Source organism: Pseudomonas rubra, assembly GCF_028656935.1.
In the GTDB taxonomy this organism is placed as follows: domain Bacteria; phylum Pseudomonadota; class Gammaproteobacteria; order Pseudomonadales; family Pseudomonadaceae; genus Aquipseudomonas; species Aquipseudomonas rubra.
Genome location: NZ_JAMDGZ010000023.1, coordinates 22,286 through 42,943, shown reverse-complemented (window position 1 = coordinate 42,943; position 20,658 = coordinate 22,286). Strand labels below are relative to the sequence as shown.

At 62.7% G+C, this 20,658-nt stretch carries 18 protein-coding genes; 14 read left to right on the top strand and 4 right to left on the bottom strand.

The features are described from left to right. Both M5G17_RS12730 and dapC read left to right on the top strand, forming a co-directional pair. Window positions 1-2,700, top strand: a complete 2,700-nt coding sequence (locus M5G17_RS12730) for a [protein-PII] uridylyltransferase (protein WP_273893266.1) — start codon at window positions 1-3, stop codon at window positions 2,698-2,700. Between the two features lie 23 nt (window positions 2,701-2,723). Beyond that, window positions 2,724-3,917 (top strand): succinyldiaminopimelate transaminase, encoded by a 1,194-nt coding sequence (dapC, locus tag M5G17_RS12725; protein WP_273893265.1) that lies wholly within the window; start codon window positions 2,724-2,726, stop codon window positions 3,915-3,917. Window positions 3,918-3,995: 78 nt separating this feature from the next. Here the strand turns inward: dapC and M5G17_RS12720 are convergent, their stop codons facing one another. Both M5G17_RS12720 and M5G17_RS12715 read right to left on the bottom strand, forming a co-directional pair. After that, the gene (locus tag M5G17_RS12720) at window positions 3,996-4,700 is read right to left on the bottom strand and encodes a hypothetical protein (protein WP_273893264.1); all 705 of its coding nucleotides are present in this window, start codon (window positions 4,698-4,700) and stop codon (window positions 3,996-3,998) included. A gap of 140 nt (window positions 4,701-4,840) precedes the next feature. Beyond that, a complete protein-coding gene (locus M5G17_RS12715) occupies window positions 4,841-6,487 on the bottom strand; it encodes a Na+/H+ antiporter (RefSeq protein WP_273893263.1) in 1,647 nt (548 codons plus the stop codon). Between the two features lie 231 nt (window positions 6,488-6,718). On the opposite strand from M5G17_RS12715, the gene M5G17_RS12710 reads away from it, so the two are divergent. Genes M5G17_RS12710 through M5G17_RS12695 form a run of 4 tightly spaced genes read left to right on the top strand, consistent with a single transcriptional unit; the run spans window position 6,719 to window position 9,825 of the window. Beyond that, a complete protein-coding gene (locus M5G17_RS12710) occupies window positions 6,719-7,081 on the top strand; it encodes an ArsC family reductase (RefSeq protein WP_273893262.1) in 363 nt (120 codons plus the stop codon). A gap of 42 nt (window positions 7,082-7,123) precedes the next feature. Then, window positions 7,124-8,158, top strand: a complete 1,035-nt coding sequence (gene dapD / locus M5G17_RS12705) for a 2,3,4,5-tetrahydropyridine-2,6-dicarboxylate N-succinyltransferase (protein WP_273893261.1) — start codon at window positions 7,124-7,126, stop codon at window positions 8,156-8,158. Window positions 8,159-8,212: 54 nt separating this feature from the next. After that, window positions 8,213-9,418 (top strand): aminotransferase class V-fold PLP-dependent enzyme, encoded by a 1,206-nt coding sequence (locus tag M5G17_RS12700; RefSeq protein WP_273893260.1) that lies wholly within the window; start codon window positions 8,213-8,215, stop codon window positions 9,416-9,418. After that, window positions 9,415-9,825: a SufE family protein gene (locus M5G17_RS12695; protein ID WP_273893259.1), complete on the top strand. Its 411-nt coding sequence runs from the start codon at window positions 9,415-9,417 to the stop codon at window positions 9,823-9,825. Before M5G17_RS12700 ends, M5G17_RS12695 begins: the two co-directional genes overlap by 4 nt. On the opposite strand, the gene tcdA is transcribed toward M5G17_RS12695, so the two are convergent. Further along, the gene (tcdA, locus tag M5G17_RS12690; protein WP_273893258.1) at window positions 9,804-10,625 is read right to left on the bottom strand and encodes a tRNA cyclic N6-threonylcarbamoyladenosine(37) synthase TcdA; all 822 of its coding nucleotides are present in this window, start codon (window positions 10,623-10,625) and stop codon (window positions 9,804-9,806) included. The two genes, M5G17_RS12695 and tcdA, sit on opposite strands and share 22 nt — an antisense overlap. 289 nt (window positions 10,626-10,914) lie before the next feature. On the opposite strand from tcdA, the gene M5G17_RS12685 reads away from it, so the two are divergent. The 4 genes from M5G17_RS12685 (at window position 10,915) to M5G17_RS12670 (ending at window position 16,040) form a co-directional block, all read left to right on the top strand. Further along, window positions 10,915-13,506 carry a glycosyltransferase gene (locus M5G17_RS12685; protein ID WP_273893257.1) on the top strand — a complete coding sequence of 864 codons (2,592 nt, stop codon included), beginning with the start codon at window positions 10,915-10,917 and terminating at the stop codon, window positions 13,504-13,506. Between the two features lie 175 nt (window positions 13,507-13,681). After that, a complete protein-coding gene (gene dapE, locus M5G17_RS12680; protein WP_273893256.1) occupies window positions 13,682-14,833 on the top strand; it encodes a succinyl-diaminopimelate desuccinylase in 1,152 nt (383 codons plus the stop codon). After that, entirely contained in the window at window positions 14,833-15,645 is an 813-nt protein-coding gene (locus M5G17_RS12675) for a putative RNA methyltransferase (protein ID WP_273893255.1), read from the top strand. The genes dapE and M5G17_RS12675 overlap by 1 nt, the downstream gene beginning before the upstream one ends. 17 nt (window positions 15,646-15,662) lie before the next feature. Next, window positions 15,663-16,040 carry a hypothetical protein gene (locus M5G17_RS12670; protein WP_273893254.1) on the top strand — a complete coding sequence of 126 codons (378 nt, stop codon included), beginning with the start codon at window positions 15,663-15,665 and terminating at the stop codon, window positions 16,038-16,040. A gap of 65 nt (window positions 16,041-16,105) precedes the next feature. Here the strand turns inward: M5G17_RS12670 and M5G17_RS12665 are convergent, their stop codons facing one another. Beyond that, window positions 16,106-16,315 (bottom strand): cold-shock protein, encoded by a 210-nt coding sequence (locus M5G17_RS12665; protein WP_130263438.1) that lies wholly within the window; start codon window positions 16,313-16,315, stop codon window positions 16,106-16,108. Between the two features lie 222 nt (window positions 16,316-16,537). On the opposite strand from M5G17_RS12665, the gene plsB reads away from it, so the two are divergent. From plsB to M5G17_RS12645, 4 genes are all read left to right on the top strand, one after another. After that, window positions 16,538-19,024, top strand: a complete 2,487-nt coding sequence (gene plsB, locus M5G17_RS12660) for a glycerol-3-phosphate 1-O-acyltransferase PlsB (protein ID WP_273893252.1) — start codon at window positions 16,538-16,540, stop codon at window positions 19,022-19,024. Window positions 19,025-19,097: 73 nt separating this feature from the next. Continuing rightward, entirely contained in the window at window positions 19,098-19,445 is a 348-nt protein-coding gene (locus tag M5G17_RS12655; protein WP_273893251.1) for a YbaY family lipoprotein, read from the top strand. A gap of 60 nt (window positions 19,446-19,505) precedes the next feature. Next, on the top strand, window positions 19,506-19,904 hold the full coding sequence (locus M5G17_RS12650; protein ID WP_273893250.1) for a YbaY family lipoprotein: 399 nt from the start codon (window positions 19,506-19,508) through the stop codon (window positions 19,902-19,904). A gap of 33 nt (window positions 19,905-19,937) precedes the next feature. Beyond that, window positions 19,938-20,627 (top strand): DUF4197 domain-containing protein, encoded by a 690-nt coding sequence (locus M5G17_RS12645; protein WP_273893249.1) that lies wholly within the window; start codon window positions 19,938-19,940, stop codon window positions 20,625-20,627. The last annotated feature ends 31 nt before the right edge of the window (window positions 20,628-20,658 follow it).

Here is a 20,658-nt window from a genome sequence, read left to right as displayed (position 1 = left end):
ATGCCCCAGGTGGATCCCGAGCTGTTCGATCGCGGCCAGTTCCAGGCGGAACTGGCCCTCAAGGCAAGCCCCATCGCTGCCTTCAAGAAAGCCATCCGCCAGGCCGGCGAGGTGCTCGACAACCGCTTTCGCAGCGGTCGCGAGATCCGCCGGCTGATCGAAGACCGCGCCTGGTGCGTCGACAACATCCTGCAACAGGCCTGGAACCAGTTCACCTGGAGCAAAGACGCCGACATCGCCCTGATCGCCACCGGTGGTTATGGGCGCGGCGAACTGCACCCCTATTCCGACATCGACCTGCTGATCCTGCTCGACAGCGCCGATCACGAGGTTTTTCGTGACTCGATCGAACGCTTTCTGACCCTGCTTTGGGATATCGGCCTGGAAGTGGGTCAAAGCGTACGCTCGGTCGAAGAATGCGCCGAACAAGCCCGCGCCGACCTGACGGTTGTCACCAACCTCATGGAGAGCCGCACCATCGCCGGCCCCGAGCACCTGCGCCAGCGCATGCTCGAGGTCACCAGCACCGCCCATATGTGGCCGAGCAAGGAATTCTTCCTGGCCAAGCGCGCCGAGCAAAAGGCCCGGCACCACAAGTACAACGACACCGAGTACAACCTGGAGCCCAACGTCAAGGGCTCGCCCGGGGGCCTGCGCGACATCCAGACGGTCCTGTGGATCGCCCGCCGCCAGTACGGCACCCTCAACCTGCACGCCCTGGCCGGCGAAGGCTTCCTGCTGGAAAGCGAGAACAACCTGCTGGCCTCGTCCCAGGAGTTCCTGTGGAAAGTGCGCTATGCCCTGCACATGCTCGCCGGGCGCGCCGAAGACCGCTTGCTGTTCGACCACCAGCGCAGCATCGCCGCCCTGCTTGGTTTTGGCGACGAGAACCCCAAGCGCGCCATCGAACAATTCATGCAGCAGTACTATCGGGTAGTCATGAGCATCGCCGAGCTCAGCGACCTGATCATCCAGCACTTCGAAGAAGTCATCCTGGAGGACGACAGCGGTAGCACCCAGCCCCTGAATCCGCGCTTCCAGGTGCACGACGGCTATATCGAAGCGGTGCGCACCAACGTCTTCAAGCGCACACCGTTCGCCATGCTGGAGATTTTCGTGCTGATGGCCCAGCACCCGGAAATCAAGGGGGTGCGCGCCGACACCATCCGCCTGCTGCGCGAACACCGGCACCTGATCGACGACGAGTTCCGCAACGATATCCGCAACACCAGCCTGTTTATCGAGCTGTTCAAGTGCGAGATCGGCATCCACCGCAACCTGCGGCGGATGAACCGTTACGGCATCCTCGGCCGCTACCTGCCGGAGTTCGGCCTGATCATCGGGCAGATGCAGCATGACCTGTTCCACATCTATACGGTCGACGCGCACACCCTCAACCTGATCAAGCACCTGCGCAAGCTGCAGTACACGCCGGTATCGGAGAAGTTCCCGCTGGCCAGCAAGCTCATGGGCCGCCTGCCCAAGCCGGAGCTGATCTACCTGGCCGGCCTTTACCATGACATCGGCAAGGGCCGCCAGGGCGACCACTCCGAGCTGGGTGCGATAGACGCCCAGGCGTTCGGCCTGCGTCACCAGCTACCCAACTGGGACAGCCGCCTGATCGTCTGGCTGGTCCAGCATCACCTGGTGATGTCGACCACCGCCCAGCGCAAGGACCTCTCCGATCCGCAGGTGATTTACGATTTCGCCCTGCTGGTGGGTGATGAAACCCGCCTGGACTACCTCTACGTGCTGACCGTGGCCGATATCAACGCCACCAACCCGAGCCTGTGGAACTCCTGGCGCGCCAGCCTGCTGCGCCAGCTCTACACCGAGACCAAGCGTGCCCTGCGCCGCGGCCTGGAAAACCCGCTGGATCGCGAAGAACAGATCCGCCAGACCCAGACCGCAGCCCTGGACATCCTCATTCGCGAAGGCACCGACCCGGACGACGTCGAGCAACTGTGGTCGCAACTGGGGGATGACTACTTCCTGCGCCATACGGCCGCCGACGTGGCCTGGCACAGCGACGCCATCCTCCAGCAGCCGGCAGATGGCGGGCCGCTGGTGCTGATCAAGGAAACCACCCAGCGTGAGTTCGAGGGCGGCACGCAGATCTTCATCTATGCCCCCGACCAGCACGACTTCTTTGCTGTGACCGTAGCGGCCATGGACCAGCTCAACCTGAACATCCATGACGCCCGGATCATCACCTCGAGCAGCCAGTTCACCCTCGACACCTATATCGTGCTCGACAACGATGGCGGCTCGATCGGCGACAATCCCGTGCGGGTCAAGCAGATTCGCGACGGACTGACCGATGCCCTGCGCAATCCCGACGACTACCCGACCATCATCCAGCGCCGGGTGCCGCGCCAGCTCAAGCACTTTACCTTCGCCCCGCAGGTGACCATCCATAACGATGCCCAGCGCCCGGTGACCATCCTCGAACTCAGCGCCCCCGACCGCCCCGGCTTGCTGGCGCGGATCGGCAAGATTTTCCTGGAGTTCGACCTGTCGCTGCAAAATGCCAAGATTGCCACCCTGGGCGAGCGGGTCGAAGACGTGTTCTTCATTACCGACGCCGACAACCAGCCCCTGTCCGACCCGCAGCTGTGCAGCCGCCTGCAGGATGCGATCGTCGAGCAACTGCGTGTCGACCAGGCGACCGGGGTGCCTTTGACCCGCCTGACCATATGACCGTTTGACGAGACCTTGCGCCGATGAACAACGCTTTGAACCAGCTTCAGCCCTACCCGTTCGAGAAACTTCGCGCGCTGCTCGGTAGCGTCACGCCTGCGGCGGACAAACGCGCCATTGCCTTGTCGATCGGTGAGCCCAAGCATGAATCGCCGGCGTTCGTCGCCCAGGCCCTGGCTGACAGCCTCCAGCAAATGGCGGTATACCCGAGCACCGTAGGCCTGCCGGCCCTGCGCCAGGCCATCACCCGCTGGTGCGAGCAGCGCTTTGGTGTACCGGCCGGCTGGCTGGATGCCGACAAGCACGTGCTGCCGGTCAACGGCACCCGCGAAGCGCTGTTCGCCTTCACCCAGGCGGTGGTCAATCGCAGCGACGATGGCCTGGTGATCAGCCCCAACCCGTTCTACCAGATCTACGAAGGCGCAGCGCTACTGGCCGGTGCGACCCCGCACTACCTGCCGTGCCTGGACAGCAACGGTTTCAACCCGGACTTCGACGCCGTTTCAGCGCAAACCTGGCAACGCTGCCAGATCCTGTTCCTCTGCTCACCAGGCAACCCCACCGGCGCCCTGGTGCCAATGGATACCCTGAAAAAGCTGATCGCCCTGGCCGACCAGTACGACTTCGTGATCGCTGCCGACGAGTGCTACAGCGAGCTGTACTTCGACGAGCAAAGCCCGCCACCCGGCTTGCTCAGCGCCTGCGTGGAGCTGGGCCGCAGCGATTTCAAGCGTTGCGTGGTGTTCCACAGCCTGTCCAAACGCTCCAACCTGCCGGGCCTGCGCTCAGGCTTCGTGGCTGGCGACGCCGAGATCATCAAGCCGTTCCTGCTCTACCGCACCTACCACGGCTGCGCCATGCCGGTACAAACCCAACTGGCGAGCATTGCTGCCTGGAACGATGAACAACACGTACTGGCCAACCGCGACCTGTACCGCGAGAAGTTCGATGCTGTGCTGGAAATCCTCGCCCCGGTGCTCGATGTACAGCGCCCGGACGGTGGTTTCTACCTGTGGGCCAAGGTGCCAGGCGATGACGCGGTGTTCACCCGCGATCTGTTCCAAGCCCAGCACGTAACCGTGGTGCCGGGTTCGTACCTGTCCCGCGAGGTGGATGGCGTCAATCCGGGCGCCGGGCGTGTGCGCATGGCGCTGGTGGCGCCATTGGCCGAGTGTGTCGAGGCGGCCGAGCGGATTCGCACGTTCCTGCAGAAGTAACTTCGACCCCATCGCGGGGCAAGTCGAGGCGTCGCACCGCCGCTCCCACTGTGGGAGCGGGCTTGCCCCGCGATTTATTCAACTGCCATAAAGGTAGTTAAGAAAGAACAACACCAGGGTCAGGGCCAACGCCACCCCCACATAGTCGCCTGCAAGCAGCGAAGCCGCGGCCCAAGCCAGAACCGTCAACAGCAAGATAGCGGCTGCAAGCTTGTGTAGCGCCAGCACCTGCCAGCGGGAAAACGGCGCCAGCAAGCGGCACTGCCGACCACCGCCAAAGCCGCGCCCGACACTGATCAGAAAGGGTGCCAGCAGGAGCAACAGAAGCAGCCCGAGCGCCAGCGCATAGAACAGCTCGATGCCCATGCTGTCTGCCCAGTGCGGGTACAATCCTCGATCGTAATCACGCAGGGCACTATCCGCCCACAGCACCGGGGCACCTACCACCAGGGTCAGCCCATAGGCAAACATCCGCCTGCGACTTGCCACCTTCAGCACCCAGGCGCCGCCAACACGGGTCACAGGCAACAGCCATAGCCACAAGGCCAGCAGCACGGCGCAGGCAGCGTCCCCCTCCAGCCTGAGTTTTGCGCCGAGCTCTTCGCGCACGGCTTGCTTGAACAGCGCGCTTGCCGCTCGGTAATCGGCGGAGGCGTCGTACACGCCGAAACCCGCGATGCGTTCGGCATCCTTGAACACAGGGAAGTGGGTGCTGGCAAAGAACAGCCCAATACCGACCATCAGCAGAGCCAGTGCCAATCCGTGGCGGAATCGAAATATCAAAAGACAGTCCCCTTCTTTTCAATGAAACAGCGTTGAAAAGAAGCCTATCGGGGCAAAGCCGGGGAACCAATGCACCCCATACAGTCTTCAGACAATGACTACATAAACTGCATACTTCTTCATTTGCCCGGCCCGGCCAATTACTTTACCGGCCCCAGATTCGCCTCACTCATGTCCAGCTCCCCCAGCACCTGACGCACCACGTCATCACCGATCTGGTGCTGGCGATGCAGGTTGTACAGCTCCAGGCGCTGGGCTCGCAGCGCGCGCAGGCGCAAGCGCCGCTCCAGCTGGTCCATCTGCGCCGCCAGGGCCTGGGCTTCGGCGCTGTCGTTGAAGGTATCGAGCTGATGCCGGTACTCGGCCATCAACCGCGCCTTGAGCTCAGCCGCCAACGCCGCCTGGGAAGCATCCAGCGCGGTACCGGCTTCGGTCAGATCTTCAGCTTCCAGGGCGTGAATCGCCGCCTCGGCGGTGCGTCGCCAGGTATCCTGGGCCTCCTGGCGCAGGGCGTCGTCAGGGCTCTTGCTGACACCACGCAACAACAGCGGCAAGGCAATGCACGCTGACACCAGCGACAACAGAATCACCCCGGCAGCGATGAAAATCAGCAAATCGCGCTCAGGGAAATCCTTGCCGGCACTGATCAACAGCGGCACCGACATGACACCGGCCAGGGTCACTGCCCCACGTACGCCGCCGACGGTCAACAACCAGCAGGAACGGGCGTTAGCCACCGGCACCAGGCTCTCCTTGCCGCGCCAGCGACGGATCACGCCAATCAAGCGCCAGATGCTCTGCACCCAGATAAAGCGCAACGCCAGCAGCACCGCGAAGATCGCCACCACATCCAGGCAGCGCCACAGCAAGGTCGGCCACAGCGAGGCTTCGTGGCTGGTCACCGCCTTGATGATGTCGGGCAACTGCAAGCCCAGCAGCAGGAAGATCAGGCCATTGAAAGCGAACTCCAGCAGCGACCAAACGCTACGATTGAGCAGGCGCGTGCTGGTCTGCCGAGGCAGCAGGTCGAGCCAGCTCTGCATCATCCCCGCCGCCACCGCCGAAAGAATGCCGGAGGCGCCCAGGCGCTCGGCCAGCACATAAGCGGCAAACGGCAGCAGCAACATGAACACTACATGGGTGGCCGGGTCATCCCAGCCGCGGGCGATCATCCAGGCGCGCAGACGCCCGACCAGCCAGCTCAGGGCCACACCAATGGCTAGGCCGCCCACCGCGACCAGGACAAAGGTCAGGCTGGCTTCGGCCAGAGAAAACACGCCGGTAATCGCCGCCACCAGGGCGAACTTGAAGGTCACCAGGCCCGAGGCGTCGTTCATCAGCGCCTCCCCCTGGAGCATGTGCATCAAGGGCGTCGGCAGGCGGTCCTGGGCAATGGCCGAAACCGCCACGGCATCGGTCGGCGACAGTACAGCAGCCAGGGCAAAGGCCACCGGCAGCGGAATACTGGGCAGGATCCAGTGAATGAAATAACCGGCACCGACCACGGTAAACAACACCAGGCCGACGGCCAGGGTCAGGATCGGCCCCCGCAGCCGCCAGAAGTCACGTTTTGGCATCCGCCAGCCATCGGAAAACAGCAATGGCGGCAGGAACAAGAACAGAAACAGTTCCGGGTCCAGGGCTACGTGCAGGCCCAGAGTCGGCCACGCCAGCAAGGCACCTGCAGCGATCTGCACCAACGGCAACGGCAACGGGATCATGCGCCCGACCAGTTTGGAAACACTCACCAGCATCAGCAGGATGAGCACGGTGTAGGCTGATTGCATGCAGCGAGTCCTGTTCAATTCAAACGCTTTCAATAGCCGATGCTGGCCTGGGCGCGGCACTGCCATTGAAACGACATATTAGCCGCTTAGGCTGCCGGCGCACCGCTGCACAAAAGTCGCAGAACTGCACAGAAGCTGTAACACAATGCTACAAAGAGACTGGGTGGCGCCAACCCAAAGCCGTGGACCGTGGCATAATCCTTCACCATTTTTTCCCAGGAGGGGCAAGACATGACCAAACGCGACACGCCATTGCACCTTTATGGAATCAAGGCCTGTGACACCATGAAGAAAGCCCGCACCTGGCTTGAAGTCCAAGGCCTGGGCTACGATTTCCACGACTACAAGACCCAGGGCATCGACCGTGCGAGCCTTGAGCGCTGGTGCGATGAGCATGGCTGGCAAACAGTCCTCAACCGTGCTGGCACCACCTTCCGCAAACTCGAAGACGCCCAGAAGGCCGATCTCGACCAGGGCAAAGCCATCGAACTGATGCTGGCCCAACCGTCGATGATCAAGCGCCCCGTGCTCGATCTCGGGGAGCGGACCCTGGTCGGCTTCAAGCCTGATCTGTACGCGGCCGCCCTTCAGTAACCCGGCGCCGAGCTTTCATTCAATTTCGCAAGAGGTAACTGCATGTCCACTACCCTGTTCAGCCTGGCCTTCGGTGTCGGCACCCAGAACCGTCAAGGCGCCTGGCTGGAAGTGTTCTACGCGCAACCGCTGGTCAACCCGGCTGCCGAACTGGTCGCGGCCATCGCCCCGGTTCTGGGTTATGAAGGCGGCAACCAGGCGATCGCCTTCAGCACCAGCCAGGCCGCCCAGCTGGCCGAAGCCCTCAAGGGAGTCGATGCTGCGCAAGCCGCGCTGCTGACCCGCCTGGCCGAAAGCAACAAGCCACTGGTGGCCACCTTGCTGGCCGAAGACGCCGCCCTGACGTCCACGCCGGAAGCCTACCTGAAACTGCACCTGCTCTCGCACCGTCTGATCAAGCCGCACGGCCTGAACCTGACTGGCATCTTCCCGCTGCTGCCGAACGTGGCCTGGACCAGCCAGGGCGCCGTCGACCTGGCAGAGCTTGCCGAACAGCAACTCGAAGCGCGCCTCAAGGGCGAACTGCTGGAAGTATTCTCGGTAGACAAGTTCCCGAAGATGACCGACTACGTAGTCCCTGCCGGCGTGCGTATCGCTGACAGCGCCCGCGTGCGCCTGGGCGCCTACATCGGCGAAGGCACCACCATCATGCACGAAGGCTTCGTCAACTTTAACGCTGGCACCGAAGGCCCGGGCATGATCGAAGGCCGCGTCTCGGCGGGCGTCTTCGTCGGCAAGGGCTCGGACCTGGGCGGCGGTTGCTCGACCATGGGCACCCTGTCCGGTGGCGGCAACATCGTCATCAAGGTCGGCGAAGGCTGCCTGATCGGCGCTAACGCCGGTATCGGCATCCCGCTGGGCGACCGCAACACCGTCGAAGCCGGCCTGTACATCACCGCCGGCACCAAGGTGAACCTGCTGGACGAGAACAACCAGCTGGTCAAGGTGGTCAAGGCCCGCGACCTGGCTGGCCAGACCGACCTGCTGTTCCGCCGCAACTCGCTCAATGGCGCCGTGGAGTGCAAAACCCACAAGTCGGCCATCGAGCTGAACGAAGCGCTGCACGCCCACAACTAAGTGGTACCATCGGGTCTGGCCTAACGCCAGGCCCGATTTTCAGGTCCGATCATCATGTTCCAGCCCTCTCCCTGGCGCGCTGACTTTCCAGCCATCGACGCCCTGCAACGGCAGTACCAGACCTACCTGGACAGCGCCGCTACCACGCAAAAACCGCAAGTCCTGCTCGATGCCCTGAGCCACTATTACGGCCATGGTGCTGCCAATGTGCACCGTGCCCAGCACCTGCCCGGCGCCCTGGCAACCCAGGCCTTCGAACGCAGCCGGGAAAAAGTCGCCGGCTGGCTGAATGCCGCCGACCCGCAACACATTGTCTTCACCCATGGCGCCACCTCGGCCCTGAACCTGCTCGCCTACGGGCTTGAGCCACTGTTCGAGGCCGGTGACGAGATTGCCATCAGCGCCCTGGAGCACCATGCCAACCTGTTGCCCTGGCAACAGCTGGCGCAGCGCCGCGGCCTCAAGCTGGTGGTCCTGCCCCTGGACAGTCGCGGCCTGATCGACCTCAACATCGCCCTGCAACTGATTGGCCCGCGCACCCGGGTGCTGGCGCTCAGCCAGCTATCCAACGTACTCGGCGCCTGGCAGCCGCTGGAGCCGCTGCTGGCTCACGCCCAGGCCCAAGGCGCGCTGACCGTGGTCGATGGCGCCCAGGGGGTGGTCCACGGCCGCCACGATGTACGCCAATTGGGCTGCGATTTCTATGTATTTTCCAGCCACAAGCTGTATGGCCCGGACGGTGTCGGCGTGCTCTACGGCCGCCCCGAAGCCCTGGCGCGCCTGCGCCACTGGCAGTTCGGCGGCGAGATGGTGCAAGTCGCCGACTACCACAGCGCAAGCTTTCGCCCGGCGCCACTGGGTTTCGAAGCCGGCACCCCGCCAATTGCCAGCGTGATCGGTCTGGGCGCCAGCCTGGACTACCTGGCCGGGCTCGATGCCAACGCTGTCGCCGAGCATGAAGCCGGCCTGCACCGCCATCTGCTGCGCGGTCTGAACGATCGCGAAGGCATCCGCCTGCTCGGCCAACCGCACGTGGCCCTGGCCAGCTTCGTGATCGACGGCGTGCACAACGCTGATCTGGCCCATATGCTCACCGAGCAGGGCATTGCCGTGCGCGCCGGTCATCACTGTGCCATGCCGTTGTTGAAAAGCCTCGGCCTGGACGGCGCGATCCGCGTGTCCCTGGGACTGTACAACGACTCCGACGACCTGCAGCGTTTCTTTGAAGCCTTGGACCAGGCCCTGGAGTTGCTGCGATGAGCCCACCGATAGCCGCGCAGCAAGCTCTGGACGCCTTCGAACAAGCCGCTGGCTGGGAACAGCGCGCACGGCTGTTGATGCAATGGGGCGAGCGCCTGGCGCCCTTGAGCGAAGAGGAAAAGTCCGAGCCCAACCGTGTGCACGGCTGCGAAAGCCAGGTCTGGCTGGTGGCCGAGCAACAGGATGGCCAGTGGCGCTTCAAGGGCGCCAGTGACGCACGGATCATCCGTGGCTTGCTGGCGCTGCTGCTGGTGCGGGTCGAAGGCTTGTCCAGCGCCGAGCTCAAGCAACTGGACCTGCCCGCCTGGTTCAATCAGTTGGGCCTGGGCCGCCAGCTCTCGCCATCACGCAGCAACGGCTTGAATGCCGTGCTGCAACGCATGGCTCAACTCGCCGCCGACGCCTGAGCCTTGCGCTCGGACGGGCGACGGGCGCCAGCCACCAGCTTCTCCACCGCCTTGCTGGCGGCGACCATGCCAAAGGTTGCAGTGACCATCATCACCGCGCCAAAACCGCCGGAGCAGTCCAGCTTGACCCCTTCGCCAACGAAACTCTTCTGCAGGCAGACGCTGCCGTCGCCCTTGGGGTAGCGCAGCTGTTCGGTGGAAAACACACACGGCACGCTGTAATTACGGGTCACCGTGCGGGAAAACCCATAGTCACGGCGCAGGGTGGAACGCACCCGCGAGGCCAGCGGATCGTTGAAGGTCTTGTTCAGGTCGGCGACGCGGATCTGGGTCGGGTCGATCTGCCCGCCGGCGCCACCGGTACTGATAATGGTCACTTTGTGCCGCTTGCACCAACCGATCAGTGCCGCCTTGGCCATGACACTGTCGATGCAGTCGATGACGCAGTCGATATGCTCGCCGATGTACTCGGGCAGGGTCTCCTTGGTGACGAAGTCGACCACCGCATGCACCTTGCACGCCGGGTTGATCGCCCGCAGGCGCTCGGCCATCACCTCGGCCTTGGCCCGGCCAATATTGCCTTCCTGGGCATGCAACTGCCGGTTGGTGTTGCTGACGCAAACATCATCGAGATCGAACAGGGAAATTTCGCCCACGCCGCTACGGGCCATGGCTTCGGCCGCCCAGGAGCCGCCCCCGCCGATGCCGACGATCGCCACATGGGCCTCGCGCAGGCGCTGCAGGCCGTTGTCACCGTATAACCGGGCAACACCGGCAAAGCGTGGATCTTCTGTACTCATGGCCCAACCCCGAAAAAACCGGCGCATATTATAGGCCCCTTGCGGCGTAATGGCATCCCACGGGCGACCAACGCCTGAGCCGTGGATTGGTCAAGGTAGTTGTAATCCTGCTTTAATGTCCTATGCAATCCAAAGACTTGGACGACAAAAGTACGGGCTGAGAACTTCAAGCGCTGAAGCCAATCCAATCTTCTGCGCCAACCTGTTCCCACGCTGCCTGGGCAGGAAGCACACAGGATTCGCGCCCTCGGGCGCCAGCCCGTTCCACCTTTCGGAACCCCAACTATCTATGTCATCGCGTAAATTTGGTATCAACCTGGTCATAGTCATGGCAATCGCCGCGCTATTCACCGGGTTCTGGGCGCTGATCAACCGCCCGGTTTCCGCCCCCAACTGGCCGGAGCAGATTTCCGGTTTCTCCTACTCGCCGTTCCGCCTGGGCGAGAGCCCGCAGAAGGGCCAGTACCCCAGCGAGGATGAACTGCGCCAGGACCTGGAGCAGCTCAGCAAGCTGACCGACAGCATCCGCATCTATACGGTGGAAGGCACCCAGGCAGAGATTCCGCGCCTGGCCGAAGAGTTCGGCCTGCGCGTAACCCTGGGGGTGTGGATCAGCCCGGACCTTGAGCGCAACGAGCGAGAAATCGCCAAAGCCATCGAACTGGCCAACAGCTCGCGCAGTGTCGTGCGGGTGATGGTCGGCAACGAAGCGCTGTTTCGCAAGGAGATCACCCCAGAAGCCTTGATCCAGTACATGGACCGGGTGCGCGCGGCGGTCAAGGTGCCGGTGACCACCAGTGAGCAGTGGCACATCTGGAAAGAGAATCCAGAGCTGGCCAAGCACGCGGACCTTGTGGCTGCGCACATCTTGCCGTACTGGGAATTCATCCCGATGAAGGATGCCGGCCAGTTCGTGCTGGACCGCGCCCGCGACCTCAAGCAACAATTCCCGCGCAAACCCTTGCTGCTGTCGGAAGTCGGCTGGCCGAGCAACGGCCGCATGCGTGGCGGCGCCGAGGCCACCCAGGCCGACCAGGCCATCTACCTGCGTACCCTGGTCAACAAGCTCAACCGCCAGGGTTACAACTACTTTGTCATCGAAGCCTACGACCAGCCGTGGAAGGCCAGCGACGAAGGTTCGGTAGGCGCCTACTGGGGCGTATTCAACGCCGCCCGCCAACAGAAATTCAACTTCGAAGGCCCGGTGGTAGCCATTCCGCAGTGGCGCGTGCTGGCGGTCGGTTCGGTGGTACTGGCGATGCTTTCACTGACCCTGCTGCTGATCGACGGCTCGGCCCTGCGCCAGCGCGGGCGAACCTTCCTGACCTTCATCGCCTTTCTCTGCGGCTCGGTACTGGTGTGGATCGGCTACGACTACAGCCAGCAATACAGCACCTGGTTCAGCCTGACCGTGGGCTTCTTGCTCGCCCTGGGTGCCCTCGGCGTGTTTATCGTACTGCTGACCGAGGCCCATGAACTGGCGGAAGCGGTGTGGATTCACAAGCGCCGCCGGGAGTTCCTGCCAGTGCAGGCCGACGCCGCCTACCGGCCGAAGGTCTCGGTGCACGTGCCGTGCTACAACGAGCCGCCGGAGATGGTCAAGCAGACCCTCAATGCCCTGGCGGCGCTGGATTATCCGGACTACGAAGTCCTGATCATCGACAACAACACCAAGGACCCGGCGGTCTGGGAGCCGATCAAGGCTCACTGCGAGATGCTCGGCGAGCGCTTCAAGTTCTTCCATGTCGCACCCCTGGCCGGCTTCAAGGGTGGTGCGCTGAACTACCTGATCCCGCATACCGCCAAGGATGCTGAAGTGATCGCGGTGATCGACTCGGACTACTGCGTCGACCGCAACTGGCTCAAGCACATGGTGCCGCACTTCGCCGATCCGAAAATCGCCGTGGTGCAATCGCCCCAGGACTACCGTGATCAGTACGAAAGTACCTTCAAGAAGCTGTGTTACAGCGAGTACAAGGGCTTCTTCCATATCGGCATGGTCACCCGCAACGACCGCGACGCCATCATTCAGCACGGCACCATGACCATGACCCGGCGCTCGGTGCTCGAAGAGCTGGGCTGGGCCGACTGGTGTATCTGTGAAGACGCCGAGCTTGGCCTGCGGGTGTTCGAGAAAGGCTACTCGGCCGCATATTCCCACGAGAGCTATGGCAAGGGCCTGATGCCCGACACCTTCATCGACTTCAAGAAGCAGCGCTTCCGCTGGGCCTATGGCGCCATCCAGATCATCAAGCGCCACGCCGCGAGCCTCTTGCGCGGCAAGGACTCGGAGCTGACCCGTGGCCAGCGCTACCACTTCCTTGCCGGTTGGTTGCCGTGGATCGCCGATGGCATGAACATTTTCTTCACCGTCGGCGCCCTGCTGTGGTCGGCGGCAATGATCATCGTGCCGCAACGGGTCGACCCGCCGCTGCTGATCTTCGCGATTCCGCCGCTGGCACTGTTCGTGTTCAAGGTTGGCAAGATCGTGTTCCTCTACCGCCGCGCGGTAGGTGTGAACCTCAAGGACGCCTTCGCCGCGGCCCTGGCCGGCCTTGCCTTGTCGCACACCATTGCCAAGGCCGTGCTATATGGCTTCTTCACCAGCAGCATCCCGTTCTTCCGCACGCCAAAGAACGCCGACAGCCATGGCCTGCTGGTGGCGCTGTCCGAAGCCCGTGAGGAGCTGTTCATCATGTTGCTGCTGTGGGGCGCGGCGGCCGGGATCTACCTGGTCCAGGGCCTGCCGAGCAACGACATGCGCTTCTGGGTAACCATGCTGCTGGTGCAGTCGCTGCCGTACCTGGCGGCGCTGATCATGGCCATGCTGTCGTCGCTGCCCAAGCCTGTGGACGCCGCGCAGCCAGCCCAGGTCTCCTGACCCCCAGGCTGCTTTGCAGCCCATCGCTGGCAAGCCAGCTCCCACATACCTGTGGGAGCTGGCTTGCCAGCGATGAGGCCCTGACAAACAGCACAGATCCAAGGTCCTCAGCCCCCGCTTTTGCTATAAGATAACCCCCCTCGAATTCGTGCCCTGCCTTGCCCCGGAGTTCCCCATGACGGCCCCAGCCGACCTCTCGCCTACCCTTGAACTGGCCTGCGACCTGATTCGCCGTCCATCGGTTACCCCGCTGGACTTCGACTGCCAGAAACAGATGATGCAACGCCTGGGCGATGCTGGCTTCATGCTTGAACCGATGCGGATCGAAGACGTCGACAATTTCTGGGCCACCCATGGCAGCCAGGAAGGTCCGGTGTTGTGCTTCGCCGGCCACACCGACGTGGTCCCGACCGGCCCGGTACAGGCCTGGCAGAATGATCCGTTCGACGCCCTGATCGATGCCGACGGCATGCTCTGCGGGCGTGGCGCGGCCGACATGAAGGGCAGCCTGGCAGCCATGGTGGTTGCCACCGAGCGCTTCGTCGCGGACTACCCGAACCATCGTGGCAAAGTTGCCTTCCTGATCACCAGTGACGAGGAAGGCCCCGCCCACCACGGCACCAAGGCCGTGATCGAGCGACTGGCCGCCCGCAACGAGCGCCTGGACTGGTGCATCGTCGGCGAACCCTCGAGCACTACGCTGGTCGGTGACGTGGTCAAGAACGGTCGTCGCGGCTCCCTCGGCGCCAAGCTCACCGTGCGCGGCGTCCAGGGCCATGTCGCCTACCCGCACCTGGCGAAAAATCCGATCCACCTGGCCGCCCCGGCCCTGGCGGAGCTGGCAGCCGAGCACTGGGACGAAGGCAATGCGTTCTTCCCGCCCACCAGCTTCCAGATCTCCAACCTCAACTCCGGCACCGGCGCCACCAACGTGGTACCGGGCGAGTTGACTGCGCTGTTCAACTTCCGTTTCTCTACCGAGTCGACGGTCGAAGGCCTGCAGCAGCGGGTTGCCGCCATTCTCGACAAGCACCAGTTGGACTGGCACGTGGACTGGGCGCTGTCGGGCCTGCCGTTCCTCACCGAACCGGGCGATTTGCTCGACGCGGTCGCGGCCAGCATCAAGGCGGTTACCGGCCGTGAAACCCAGGCCTCGACCAGCGGCGGCACCTCCGATGGGCGCTTCATCGCCACCCTGGGCACCCAGGTGGTCGAGCTGGGCCCGGTCAACGCCACCATTCACCAGGTCAACGAGCGGATCCTGGCCAGCGACCTCGATGTGCTGACCGAAATCTACTACCAGACCCTGACCCGGTTGCTTGCCTGATGCTGACCTGCCCGATCTGCGGCGCCGCCCTCAGCACCGTCGACAACGGCGTCACCTGCACCGCCGGCCATCGCTTCGACCGTGCCCGCCAGGGTTACCTGAACCTGTTGCCGGTGCAGCACAAGAACAGCCGTGACCCGGGCGACAACCAGGCCATGGTCGAGGCGCGTCGCGACTTTCTCAACGCTGGCCATTACGCGCCTGTAGCCCGACGCCTGGCCGAACTTGCCGCCGAACGCGCACCCGCGCGCTGGCTGGACATCGGCTGTGGCGAGGGTTACTACACCGCGCAAATCGCCCAAGCGTTGCCGCAAGCCGACGGTTACGCCCTGGATATTTCCCGCGAAGCGGTCAAGCGTGCCTGCAAGCGCGACCCGGCGCTGACTTGGCTGGTGGCAAGCATGGCCAGGGTGCCGCTGGCCGATGCCAGTTGCCAGTTCCTGGCCAGTGTCTTCAGCCCCCTGGACTGGCAAGAGGCTCTGCGCCTGCTGAGCCCTGGCGGCGGCCTGATGCGCGTTGGCCCGACCAGCGAGCACCTGATCGAATTGCGCCACAAGCTCTACGATGAAGTGCGCGACTATGCCGACGACAAGCATCTGGCACTGGTGCCCGCGGGCATGCAGCACGCCCACAGCGAAACCCTCGTGTTCCGCCTGAGCCTTGCCGACAGCAAGGCCCGCGCCGACCTACTGGCCATGACCCCCCATGGCTGGCGTGCCAGTGCCGAAAAACGCGCGCGTGTCATCGAACAGGCCGAACCTTTCGAGGTCACGGTATCGATGCGTTACGATTATTTTGTGCGCCAAGACTGAGCGTACCCGGAGCCCCTATGCGCCAACCCGATATCGAGATTTACCTGAAAGACGCTGATGTCGATCACAAGCAGATTGCTGCCTGGCTCGGTGAAGCACTCGGCCCGTGCAGCGACTGGCAACAGAAAGGCCAGACCTACAAGTGCAAGGCCGGTAACATTCCGGTTACCTGGTTACCGAAGGCTGTGGGTAAATGGAACAGTCTTTACCTGGAAAGCGACCAGACACCCTGGGCTGACGACATCGAATGCGCCCGCGCCGCCTTCGCCGCGCTGAACGTCGAAGTGCGCTGCGCACCGGGCAGCTGGGTCGAGGAAGAAGGTGAAGAAGATGCCGATCGCTGGATCCGCATCAGTGCCGACGGTGAAGAAGAAATCACCTGGCGCACTCAATAACCACACACCATAAACCTCAAGCTACAAGCCTGGCACGGTCAGCTTGCAGCTTGGGGCTTTAAGCGTTACAGGCCGACTACATCTTCAGCCTGCAGGCCTTTCTGCCCTTGGGTCAGGTTGTATTCGACCTGTTGCCCCTCGATCAGGGTGCGATGCCCCTCACCCCGGATAGCGCGGTAGTGAACGAACACATCGGCGCCATCTTCACGCTGAATGAAGCCATACCCTTTGGCGTCATTGAACCACTTCACACTTCCAGTCTCACGAGACGACATCTGAACTACTCCGGATTTTTATTTTGGAATCGCCTTGCTTGCAAAGGGGTCACCACCCTCTGCGGGCGCAGCTTGCGCAAAGCTCCTGCAAGCGGCGGACCGAGTATATGCCACACTTAAATTATTTTTCATGACCGGGGCGCTTTTTGCTGAACTTGCGCAGATACGGCACACTAACGCCCTGAGCAATTACTCGAAAATCTCATCCAGAGCACACTCCGTATGACCCGTTCCCCCTTGCGCCGCCTGATTTTCGGCGCCTTGCGTCGCCTGTTGTACCTGTGGGTTCGCTCCGAGACCATCAACCAGTCGTCCTTCACTCTGAACCTGGACCGTAGCCGGCCGGTGTTCTATGCCCTGCAATCGCCATCGCTGACCGACCTGGTCGTGCTTGATCGCGAGTGCACCAAAGCCGGGCTGCCACGCCCGGTGCTGCCCGTGGCCGTCGGCACGCTGCACGAGCCCGCCGCGTTCTTCTACCTGACTCCCGAGCCCGACTGGCTCGGCCGCCAGGACAAACGTGGCGCACCACCGACCCTGGCACGGCTGGTCAACGCTGTAAGCCAGCACGCGGAAGAAGACGCGCAGATCATTCCCGTCAGCGTGTTTTGGGGACAGTCGCCTGCCAGCGAATCCAGCCCCTGGAAACTGTTGTTTGCCGACAGTTGGGCGGTTACCGGGCGTCTGCGCCGCTTGCTCACCGTGCTGATCCTCGGGCGCAAGACCCGCGTGCAGTTCTCGGCACCGATCCACCTGCGCGAGCTGGTGCAACACAACAAAGGCCACGCGCGCACCGTGCGCATGGCCCAGCGCCTGCTACGCGTGCACTTTCGCAACCTCAAGACCGCCGTTATCGGCCCGGACATCTCTCACCGGCGTAACCTGGTCAAGGGCCTGGTTCACGACCCGCTGGTACGCCAGGCCATCCTTGATGAAGCCGAGCGCGAGAAGATCCCCCTGGCCAAAGCCGAAGCCCAGGCCCTGCGCTACGGCAACGAGATCGCCTCGGACTACACCTACACCGCGATCCGCTTCCTTGAAGTCGTGCTCAGCTGGTTCTGGAACAAGATCTACGACGGCATCAAGGTCAACCATATCGAGCAGGTACAGGGCATTGCCCCGGGCCACGAAGTGATCTACGTACCCTGCCACCGCAGCCATATCGACTACCTGCTGCTGTCCTACCTGCTGTTTCGCAACGGCCTGACCCCGCCGCACATTGCCGCCGGGATCAACCTCAACATGCCGGTGATCGGCGGCCTACTGCGCCGGGGCGGGGCGTTCTTCATGCGCCGAACGTTCAAGGGCAACCCGCTGTACACCGCAGTGTTCAACGAGTACCTGCACACTCTCTTTACCAAGGGCTTCCCGGTCGAGTACTTCGTCGAAGGCGGTCGCTCGCGCACCGGACGCATGCTCCAGCCAAAAACCGGCATGCTGGCGATTACCCTGCGCAGTTACTTGCGCTCATCGCGCACGCCGATCGTCTTCGTGCCGGTGTACATCGGTTATGAACGGGTCCTGGAAGGCCGCACTTACCTGGGCGAACTGCGCGGGGCGAGCAAGAAGAAAGAGTCGATCTTCGACATCTTCAAGGTCGTCGGTGCACTCAAACAACGCTTTGGCCAGGTGGCGGTCAACTTTGGCGAGCCGATCCGCCTCGGCGCCTTCCTCGACCAGCAGCAACCGGGCTGGCGCGAGCAGGAACATGGCCCGCAATTCCGCCCAGCCTGGCTCAACGAGACCACTTCGCGCCTGGGCGAGAAAGTAGCCCAACACCTGAATGAGGCTGCGGCGATCAACCCGGTCAACCTAGTGGCCCTGGCGCTGCTTTCCACCAGCCGCCTGGCCCTGGATGAACGCGCCCTGGCGCGGGTACTGGACCTGTACCTGGTACTGCTGCGCAAGGTGCCCTACTCGCCACACACCACCCTGCCGGAGGGCGACGGCCTGGCCCTGATCAGCCACGTCAAGGGCATGGACCTGCTGGCCGAGCAGAGCGATGCATTGGGCAAGATCCTCTACCTGGACGAGCAAAACGCCGTCCTGATGACGTACTACCGCAACAACGTACTGCACATCTTCGCCCTGCCGGCCCTGTTGGCGAGTTTCTTCCAGAGCAGTTCACGGATGAGCCGCGAGCTGATCCTGCAGTACACCCGTGCCCTGTACCCGTACTTGCAGTCGGAGCTGTTCATTCGCTGGGAGCTTGAAGAACTGGACGCGATCATCGACCAGTGGCTGGAAGCCTTTGTCGAACAAGGCTTGCTGCGCTTCGAAAACGGCGTGTACCTGCGCCCGGCGCCGAGCTCGCGGCAGTTCGTGCTGTTGACCCTGCTGGCCCGGGCCATCACCCAGACCCTGCAGCGTTTCTACATGGCCACTGCCCTGCTGCTCAACAGCGGCCAGCACACCCTGAGCGCCGAAGCGCTGGAAGACCTGTGCGTGATCATGGCCCAGCGCCTGTCGATCCTGCATGGCCTGAACGCGCCGGAGTTCTTCGACAAGACCCTGTTCCGTCACTTTATCCAGACCCAGATCGAGCAAGGGGTATTGCACCCGGACGCCAACGGCAAGCTGGGCTACCACGAAAAACTCAGCGAACTGGCCGAAGGCGCAGCCAAGCGCGTGCTGTCAGCGGAAGTGCGCTTGTCGATTCGCCAGGTGGCCTTGCACCGCGAAGACAGCCAGGAGCCTGCCACGGTGTAATCCTTCTCCCTGCCCGGTAAACCCCAGGAGGCTCAGGATGCGCGTGCATTCAACCCTCCTGGAGATACCTGCGATGAGCAACACTGATTTCAATACCCTCAATGTCACCCTGCTGTTTGCGGCAACTCGCCTGGGCTTACCCGAAGGCGTCAAGGTCAGCCTCAACCTGGCTGATGTTTCCCAGGTAGACGCCCCGGCTATCATGCTTGCCGAGCAGACCCTGATTGCTGCCCGACGCGCCACCTCATTCAACATGCAGTTACATTACGACAGCCACCTGGTGGATGAACGCAATACCTATGCCCTGCAGGCGCGGATTGAACACCAAGGCAAGCTCCTGCTGACCAATACCGATGCTCAAACCGTCGTGCTGGATGGCTCTGAAGGCGATGTGACCATGCTACTGAAACAAGTTCGCTGAAAAATCCGTTAAAGTCCGTACGCTTGCCCACCTGGCAAACGTACGGACTACGGAGAATCCATGAAAAAACTCTTTATGCTGTGTTGCGCCTCCCTGCTCGCAGCCTGTTCCACATCTGCGCCCAGCGGCAAAGCCAGTCTGGATGGCGAAGTCTTCTACTTGCAGCGCATGGCCCTACCACCCGCCGCGACCCTCAGCGTCGCCCTGCAGGACGTCTCGCTGATGGACGCCCCGGCAATCACCCTGGCCAGCCAGAGCGGCCCGGTCAAAGGCAATGTTCCGCTGCCCTTTCATTTGAGCTACGACCCGGCCCAGGTCAAGCCCGGCCACCGCTATGCGATCAGCGCGCGGATTGAACTGGACGGCAAGCTGCTGTTCATCAACACCGAACACCATGGCGTACAGCTTGATGGCAACGATCCGCAACCGCTGCAGATCAAAGTCGATGCCGTTCGTTGATTGATTGTTTTTCCTTCGCATAAGGATGCTGCCATGTTCCGCCCTGCTCTAACCTTCACCGGCCTGTGCGCCGGCCTGCTGCTGTCCGCCAGTGCCCTGGCACTGTCGCTGGGCGATCTTTCGCAAAAAGATGCCTCTTCCGGCCTGAAAGATGCGTTGACCCAAGGTGCCCAGGTTGCAGTGAAGCAACTGGGCACTCCGGGTGGTTTCAGCAACAACCCGGATGTGCGTATCGAATTGCCGGGCAACCTTGGCAAAGTGGCCAAGAAGATGAAGACCTTCGGCATGGGTGCTCAGGTGGATCAACTGGAAGCCAGCATGAACAAGGCTGCCGAAGCCGCCGTGCCACAAGCCCAGGCACTGTTGGTCGATGCCGTGAAGAAGATGACCGTGGACGATGCCAAGGGCATCCTCAGCGGTGGTAACGACTCGGCTACCCAGTACCTGAGCAAGACCAGCCGCGAGCAGATCCGCGCCAAGTTCCTGCCGATCGTCAAAAAGGCCACCGATCAGGTCGGCCTGGCCCAGCAATACAACAGCTTTGCCGGCCAGGCGGCGACCCTGGGTGTGCTGGATGCCAAGAACGCCAACGTCGAAGGCTACGTGACCGAACAGGCGCTCAACGGCCTGTTCGAGATGATTGCCAAGCAGGAAGAAACCATCCGCCAGAACCCGGCGGCTGCAGCTACCAGCATTGCCAAGAAGGTGTTTGGCGCGCTCTAAATGCATCGCGGGGCAAGCCCGCTCCTACAGT